Genomic DNA, 5937 nt, shown 5'->3' with positions numbered 1-5937 from the left:
CTCTGCCCCGCCTCAGACTGAGGTTCTAGCACCGAAGGGTAGTGCGCTACACTCGCCGAGATTGGGTTTTGAGTGTAGGATCCCTGCCCAAAAGTTGCTGTGGCTGCTATGACTAGGGCAGTGGGTGGTGAGGGATCGTGATGAAGACTTCACAGCTTGCAAAAGGATGCCTGCTGATCGATTGTCAGGGCTTTGATGAAAAGACGATAAACCTGTTTTTGGCACCTGGGCCCGATCCCTACCGGGAAACAGAAGAATTTCTCCTGGACTGCGAGATGCGGGCAGATGAGCTGCCCCGTTATCTGCGGCGGGCCTTGCTGGAGTTTCAGTTGTATTCCAATTCGGAAGGGATCCTGCTGCTGCGGGGCTTGCCCGTGGATCCCGGACTAGACCATACCCGCACACCGGCTCTGGCGCAGCGCTCTGAGGAGAAAACCACTTTTGTCAGCGAACGCTGCTTGGCAATGATCGGCAGCCGCTTGGGGCATTTGGTCTCCTACATCCAAGAAAAAAACGGGGATTTGTTTCAAAACTTGGTGCCTACTCCCGACAGCGAAGAGGTGCAATCTTCCGAGGGATCCCGCACTCGGCTACAGTTTCACCGCGAGACGGTTTTTCATCCCCACTCACCGGAGTTTTTGCTGCTGTTTTGCCTGCGCCCCGACCATGATCGTGTGGCGGAAACCACCTACGCCAGCATCCGTCATGTCCTGCCTCTGCTAGGAGAGCGCGAGCGGGAGCTGCTGTTTGAACCCCTGTATCGCACTGGCATCGACTACTCCTTCGGCAACCGGCAAGCCCTGATCAATGGACCCATTTTGCCGGTGCTGTATGGCCGTCGAGAGGATCCCTTCTGGAACTACGACGAAGACCTGATGGTGGGGCTCACCCCCGAAGCCAGTCTGGCTCTAGAAGCCCTGAGGAAGGGAATCCACGCTGTCTACCGAGGCATCAAGCTGGAAACAGGGGATCTGCTCTGTATTGACAATCGCCGCACCGTTCACGGACGGACTGCCTTCTCTCCCCGCTACGATGGCTTCGACCGCTGGATCCAGCGCTCATTTGTGGTGCGGGATCTCGGCCTTTCGGCAGGGGATCGCCATCCCGGTGAGCGCATCATTCGCACCGCCTTCGCAACAGATGATGAGGCCCAAGCTGCCCTCAATGGGGAGCAGGTCTGTCTCAGAAGATCCTGAGAAGTTCGCAGACTTCAGCGCCATCCATAGCTCAAGTCCGTAAAAGTACTATTGGCGATTTCCCCGAAAGGGTTTGGATGAGTCGCCCCAGATTCTGATGTCAAAATACGTGATCCTCACGATGGCTATCGCAGAGCGTTTCCAGCATTCTAGGCTTATGAGCCAAAGCCATCAATTCTTCTCACGATTGCGAGGTTAAGATGAGCATTCGCAAGATCATCGATGAAGTTCTACAATCTTTAGTTTTAACTCTACAGCAGGAGTCCAACATTAACCAAATCCTCTGGGAAAGAAACTATGATCCATCTGATCTAGAGGCTCTGGATGAGTTGGTAGAAGCCATTTTGCGCCAAGAGGTAAGGGCTGCTTCCGATCCCTGCTAGAAACCTAGCCTTGCTTGCAAACGACGGCAGATCTTGCTCAAAACTTACACACTTACACAACGCACAACTGAGAGCAATTGTGCATGCTCCTAGCATGAGTCGGGATGAGATTCCAATCTCTCGACAATTTCCCGGATTAAATGCTCATCAGAGCGATTGATCTCGGGGTGGAAAGGCGCCTGTTTTAAGTAGCGCTTGAGATCCTGGCAGGCTTGCTGCCAACGGCCCAACTGATAATACAACAGCCCGCGATCCCTTAGGTGGGGCAAGGATTCAGGGATCAACAACAAGATCCGTTCCGCTGCTGCCAAAGCGGGTTCCAGTTCGGCGCGGCTCAGATAAATTTGCTTGAGGTTGTTGAGCAAGCGTACCAAGATCAGGCGGGGAGGGGTGGGGCGTAGGTGGTGTTCTTGGAAAGGGATCCCAGGCCCGTAGATTTGCGACAAAAGCTCTTGACAATCTTCTGGAAATAAAATCTCCCCCTGCTGAAAGGGATCCACAAAAATCTCGGCGCCTGCAAACAGGGGCCGGATTAAAAAGTGGCCGGGCATGCCCACTCCTGCCATGGGAAAATCGATCCGCCGCGCCAGCTCTAGATAGATCAGCGACAGCGTAATCGGGATCCCGGTGCGCCGATCGATCACTTCGTTCAAAAAGCTGTTGCGTGGGTCGTAATAATCTTCGCGATTGCCACGAAAGCCCAGATCCTCAAAGAGATAGTGATTCAAGATCTTGATGACCCGCAGGGGATAACGCTCCGGGGGAAGGCGCTCTTGCACCTCTGCGGCCATCTCATCCAGAGCGGCCACATACTCTTCCACCTCCAGATCGGGATAGGCTTCTTGGGCAATCCAGAGGGCCGCCCGACCCAGATCGATGGGCTCCGATTGGATTTCAAGGGCAAAGCGTTGACGGGCAGCAGGAATGCTCATGAAATGTTAAATATTAAATATTGAGGTTCTTTGCAAGGATCTCGGTTAGAACAGCAGCGTGCAAAAGCTGGTCAACAGCAAGGTCACCGCCGTCAGGAGCAGGCTAAAGCTCCAAAGCCGCAAAGCGGCAAGCAGCAGGATCCCGATCACCCAAATCAGCAGAGCATTCCAATAGGGTCGGTTGGGGGCTTTGGACACATTAATTTTCTGGAAGAAGGGCAGCAGGATGAACGATACATCCAACAACAGGCGCGGCAGCCGCAAATTGTCCGGCAGCGGCAGATCTCGCACCGCCAAATAAAGCAGCCCCCAGCTCAACAAAAGCGGGATTAGGAGCAGATAGTTGGATTCGGCCAGCAGGGGTCGATCCACCACCAGCGGAAACAGAGGGCTGATCCCCCAGAGCAGATAGAGGTAAAAGTTGAAGTTCAGCAGCGGCTGTAGCAGAGGGGGCACCTTGAGGCGTTGACCTTGGGATCCGATCCCGTTTACCTGAGCTGCGATTTTCTGGCCCAGGGATCCACCTTTTTGAGGGGTTTGCGCTGCCGGAGCCGCCCGCCAACCGCAGTGGTCGCAGTAGGGAGACTTGAACCGGTAGGCTGGGATCGGCTTGCCACAGGAAGGGCAACGTTGGATCGGACGAGGTTGAGAACTGGAAGCCATGACCACCCCGCGGTACTTCTGCCTTAGCATGCCCCAATGGCTCTCAGTTTACTCCCAGGGCAAACGACAATGTAATACAGGCTGCCCCCAAAGCCGCGCCGGCCATGACCTGAACGGGAGTGTGCCCCAGCAATTCTTTCAGGTAGGGTTCTGGAAAACGGTCGGCGCCCTTTTCTTCAAACCATTCTTCCAGGAGGCGATTCAGCACCCGCGCCTGTTTTCCAGCGGCTTGGCGGATCCCCGCGGCATCGTACATCACCACCAATGCGAAAACCACCGTCGCGGCAAACAGCAGGCTGTCCCAGCCTTCCTGCATCCCCACCCCAATGGACAAAGCCGTCACCAACGCTGCGTGGGAGCTGGGCATCCCCCCAGTTTCTACCAAGACTCGCAGGTTAACCTTGCCCGACCGTACATAGGAAAGGATCAGCTTGATGGCTTGGGCCAACACACTGGCCAGCAAAGCAACCCAGAGGACATGATTGGCCATCAACTGTTGCAGCATACAGCTCTCCAGCACAGACATGCGAGCAGGGTCTCCAGGGATCCCATCTGATCTTGTCCCCTTGTCCTGTCCTAATGCTGACGGCGAGTGATGAAGTCCGCCAGAGCCAGCAGCGGCTCTGCCCGCGGTCCGTAGGGGCGCAACGTTTCCTTGGCCGATTGAATCAGCTCCTCGGCTTTTTGCCGGGAAGCCTCTAGGCCCAACAAGCTGGGATAGGTGGCTTTGGCAGCAGCTTGATCCTTGCCTGCCGTTTTGCCCAGTTGCTCGCTGGTGGCGGTGATGTCCAAAATGTCGTCCACAATCTGAAAGGCCAAGCCAATATCGCGGGCGTAGCGGCTCAGGCGGTCCAGCAGCTCCTCATCTCCCCCCGCCAGGATCCCTCCCGAAACCACCGAGACTTCCAATAGAGCGCCGGTTTTGTGGCTGTGAATGTACTCCAAAGTTTCCAGGGAAATGGCTTTGCCCTCCGACTCCAGATCCACCACCTGTCCCCCCACCAAACCGGTTGCCGCCACAGCATGGCCAATGCGGGCAATCACCTGCAACACCAACTGCGGCGGTACCCCCTGAGTTTGGCTGGCAATGTGCTCAAAGGCAAAGGCCAGCAGGGCATCTCCTGCCAAGATGGCAATGTCTTCGCCGAACACCTTGTGGTTGGTGGGTTTGCCGCGGCGAAAGTCGTCATTGTCCATGGCCGGCAAGTCGTCATGGATGAGCGACATGGTGTGGATCATTTCCAGGGCACAGGCGGTAGGCAGAGCCTGCTCCACAGTGCCGCCGGCCAACTCGCAAGCAGCCAGACAGAGGATGGGCCTGAGGCGCTTCCCCCCTGCCAATAGGCTGTAGCGCATCGCCTCGTAAATGCGCTCCGGATAGGCGGGAACCAAAGCTGCAGAGAGAGCTTCTTCCACCTGTTGCTGACGCTGGCTCAGGTAGGCTTTCAGGTTAAAGGTTTGGGCAACCAAGCGGGGTTTCCTCTCAACTCGGCAATGGGGGGATCCTTGTCGAGCCGTTCTTCAACAGACTTGTCAGGTGTCATTATCTCATGTCCACTTTAATTGGGGATCCCAGCCCAGAGGCCAAAAGGGTAAGAAGTAACAGCAAGTTGCAGCCGATGAAGAAACTGCAGGGATCCTGAGCCGCCAACTTGCGGTTGCTGTCGCCACAATGTCAGGATTCATAAGGATCTTTAGCCGGATTGCCCTCCTATGTCCCACTCGCCTGTTCAGCTCAGCGCCACCTCCTCCACCGCCAGCGGTGCGGAGCACTTGGGTGACCGTTTGCTGCGGGCGGCCCGAGGGGAAGTGCTGGATCGCCCTCCAGTTTGGATGATGCGCCAGGCGGGTCGCTACATGGCGGCCTACCGCGAGCTGCAAAGCAAGTACACCTTTAAGCAGCGTTGCGAGATCCCGGAGCTGGCCGTCGAGATCTCGTTGCAACCGTTTCGGGCCTTTGCCCCTGATGGGGTGATCCTGTTCAGCGATATCCTCACCCCCCTTGAGGGCATGGGCATCCCCTTTGAGCTGGTGGAGCATCAGGGGCCAATCATCGACCCGCCGATTCGTTCCCAAGCCCAAATTGAACGCATCCGCCTCCTGGAACCGGAAGAAAGTCTGCCCTTTATCAAGACCATTCTCAGCACCCTGCGCCGCGAGGTGGAAGGGAAAGCAACGCTGCTGGGGTTTGTCGGCTCCCCCTGGACTCTGGCCTGCTATGCTGTGGAAGGGCGCAGCTCCAAAGATTACGCCCACATCAAGAGCTTGGCCTTCGCGCAGCCGCCATTGCTGCATCAGTTGCTGAGTAAGCTGGCCGACAGCATTGCCCGCTACGTGATCTACCAGATCGAGTGCGGCGCCCAGGTGGTGCAGTTGTTCGATACTTGGGCCGGCCAGCTCAGCCCAGTCGATTACGAGTGTTGGGCCTTGCCCTACCAAAAGCAAATTGTGGATCAGGTGAAAGCTCGCTATCCGCAGGTGCCACTGATCCTCTACATCAACGGCAGCGCCGCTTTGCTGGAGCGGGTGGGCAAAGCCGGCATCGACGTGTTCAGCCTCGATTGGATGAGCGACATGGCAGAGGCCAGGGCTCGCCTGGGATCCCTAGCGGTGCAGGGCAATCTGGATCCAATGGTGTTGCTGGGATCCCCGGAGTTCATCCGGCAGCGCACCCTAGAGGTGATTCGAAAAGCCGGATCCCGTGGGCATATCATGAACCTGGGCCACGGCATTCACCCAAGCACTCCAGAGGCCAATGTCCAT

The 5937-nt window shown here is 56.6% G+C and carries 7 protein-coding genes; 3 read left to right on the top strand and 4 right to left on the bottom strand.

The features are described 5' to 3' along the window. Positions 1 to 140 precede the first annotated feature (140 nt). Positions 141 to 1196, top strand: a complete 1056-nt coding sequence (locus NW820_RS09040; RefSeq protein WP_414407304.1) for a TauD/TfdA family dioxygenase — start codon at positions 141 to 143, stop codon at positions 1194 to 1196. Positions 1197 to 1396: 200 nt separating this feature from the next. Then, positions 1397 to 1579 carry a hypothetical protein gene (locus tag NW820_RS09035; protein WP_414407303.1) on the top strand — a complete coding sequence of 61 codons (183 nt, stop codon included), beginning with the start codon at positions 1397 to 1399 and terminating at the stop codon, positions 1577 to 1579. Between the two features lie 89 nt (positions 1580 to 1668). Here the strand turns inward: NW820_RS09035 and NW820_RS09030 are convergent, their stop codons facing one another. The 4 genes from NW820_RS09030 to crtE form a co-directional block, all read right to left on the bottom strand. Then, positions 1669 to 2511, bottom strand: a complete 843-nt coding sequence (locus NW820_RS09030) for a SirB1 family protein (protein WP_414350903.1) — start codon at positions 2509 to 2511, stop codon at positions 1669 to 1671. Between the two features lie 45 nt (positions 2512 to 2556). Next, complete coding sequence (locus tag NW820_RS09025) at positions 2557 to 3204, bottom strand: hypothetical protein (RefSeq protein WP_414407302.1); 648 nt, start codon at positions 3202 to 3204, stop codon at positions 2557 to 2559. 13 nt (positions 3205 to 3217) lie between these two features. Next, positions 3218 to 3679: a divergent PAP2 family protein gene (locus NW820_RS09020; protein ID WP_414407301.1), complete on the bottom strand. Its 462-nt coding sequence runs from the start codon at positions 3677 to 3679 to the stop codon at positions 3218 to 3220. A gap of 71 nt (positions 3680 to 3750) precedes the next feature. After that, complete coding sequence (gene crtE, locus NW820_RS09015; protein ID WP_414342614.1) at positions 3751 to 4644, bottom strand: geranylgeranyl diphosphate synthase CrtE; 894 nt, start codon at positions 4642 to 4644, stop codon at positions 3751 to 3753. A gap of 243 nt (positions 4645 to 4887) precedes the next feature. Between crtE and hemE the strand changes: the two genes are divergently transcribed. After that, positions 4888 to 5937, top strand: a 1050-nt coding sequence (gene hemE, locus NW820_RS09010; RefSeq protein WP_414407300.1) for a uroporphyrinogen decarboxylase, incomplete at its 3' end; no start/stop codon positions are given.

This window comes from Synechococcus sp. R55.7, assembly GCF_047461955.1.
Lineage (GTDB): Bacteria > Cyanobacteriota > Cyanobacteriia > Thermostichales > Thermostichaceae > Thermostichus.
The sequence above is the reverse complement of the archived record's forward strand: the minus strand, read 5'-3'. Positions and strand labels throughout refer to the sequence as shown.